At 28.3% G+C, this 1640-nt stretch carries 2 protein-coding genes; both read right to left on the bottom strand.

Translation table 11 applies throughout. The annotated features are described in order from the left end of the window. Positions 1 to 109 precede the first annotated feature (109 nt). Positions 110 to 562 (bottom strand): hypothetical protein, encoded by a 453-nt coding sequence (locus MPF19_RS18925; RefSeq protein WP_249989835.1) that lies wholly within the window; start codon positions 560 to 562, stop codon positions 110 to 112. Between the two features lie 152 nt (positions 563 to 714). Then, on the bottom strand, positions 715 to 1278 hold the full coding sequence (locus MPF19_RS18930; protein ID WP_249989836.1) for a hypothetical protein: 564 nt from the start codon (positions 1276 to 1278) through the stop codon (positions 715 to 717). Between the last annotated feature and the right edge of the window lie 362 nt (positions 1279 to 1640).

The following is a 1640-nucleotide window of genomic DNA, read 5'->3' on the forward strand; positions in this document are numbered from 1 at the left end:
TAAGCAGTGAATTTAGTAAATAAAACACGAACGGCGAAATTCCGGAGGAATTTCCCAAGTGAGCTAAAACCAGCAATAAAGTTTATACGGTGTTGCCCACAGTTTTTTGTTAGCGACTCAATGTTCCAATTATAAATTCCCATATTCCATTTAATATTTTTTTCGAAGTTGGTAAAGGTTTTTCCTGATTTGGGTCTTCCAACCAAAATCCACAAACATTACAAATCACTTCATCTTTGTAAGTTACACGACCTCCAATTGCATCCCAAGTAGCAATTTCGTCTTTAATTCCAATTCCGCCACCAGTATTTGTCCATTCCACTTTATTGCTCCGAATTTTTTCCGAATAACATCTTTCACATCTTTTTTTTCCATCGTTCAATTTTGACTTTGGATTTTCAGAAATTAGTTTGTCAATTTTCGATTCATTTAGATTTCTTTCAGCCAGATATTCTTTTATTCCAGATTGCGTAACTTTCATATAAGTCAGAAGTTTGAATTTTGCAAAATATGCTAATTCATAATCATCTAATTCGTTTAAAAAGTCTCTTATTCGGCTCATTTCGTAAATTGTGGGCAACGTTGTTGTGTAATGAAAGTTGCGATTTTTGTGAACGGCTATTTTCCGTAGGAAAATTGTTGTTTGCAAAAATGCAACTGCTTTTAATTAAGCACTAATTTAGTAATTTTTTTTACACGGTGTTAGCCACAGTATTATTTTTCAATAAACCTTTCGTCAATTAATCCTTCAAATTCGTTTGAATAAATAGTGTTACCAAAAACAAATCTTGACTTTACTTTTAATTCTCCTTCTATACAAGGTGCTAAAAATGTAAAAAAATCTTTTGTTTTAATAATTCCTTTTTTAAAGTAACCAGTTCCGCAGATCATAATTGTTGATTTTTTTAAAGGAGTAAGATTTTTCCATTCATTTTTATAAAATACTTGTCTTTTTATATCTATTTTATTTCCTTTTATTAAAAATTCAAAATCATTTGTGGAACTATTCAATAATATAATTTTAAAACCAGAATCTATTCCTTTTCTCCTATAGCCGGACCATTTAGGGAATTCCACATAAGTATTTTTTAGAATATATAATTTTAGAGAGTCAATTCTTAATTTTGATTGAATGATTTTTTCAATTGATTCACTAGTATTTTTAATTCTAACAATTTCAGAATTTGGATTATAAAAATCCGAATTCAAGCATTTTGTTTCTTGAGAAATTAAATTTTTAAAACTAAACAATAATATTAAAACTAAAATTTTTCTCATATTGTGGCTAACGTTGTTGTGTATTGAAAGTTGCGACTAAAATGAACGGCTATTTTCCGAAGGAAAATAGAAGTTTATAAAAAAGCAACTACTTTTATTTAAGCACTAATTTAGCAATTTTTTATACACGGTGTTGCAAGTAGTAGTTTTTTTTCACAATACTGGTTTCATATTTTCCCATTTCACTTTTTTCTGCATTTTTCCTTAATTATTATATTCCTCTCTTTTTGAAATACAATTCAAATTTTTCGTGCTCGTGATTATTCGGTGTTTTGACCCCTATAAAACAAGAGTAATCTTTTAAATTTCGATTATTAATTAAGCGGTTAATTTTTTGGTTAAAATTAGATGTTTATCCTGAT

The sequence above is a fragment of the Polaribacter sp. Z014 genome (genome assembly GCF_023555435.1).
Lineage (GTDB): Bacteria > Bacteroidota > Bacteroidia > Flavobacteriales > Flavobacteriaceae > Polaribacter.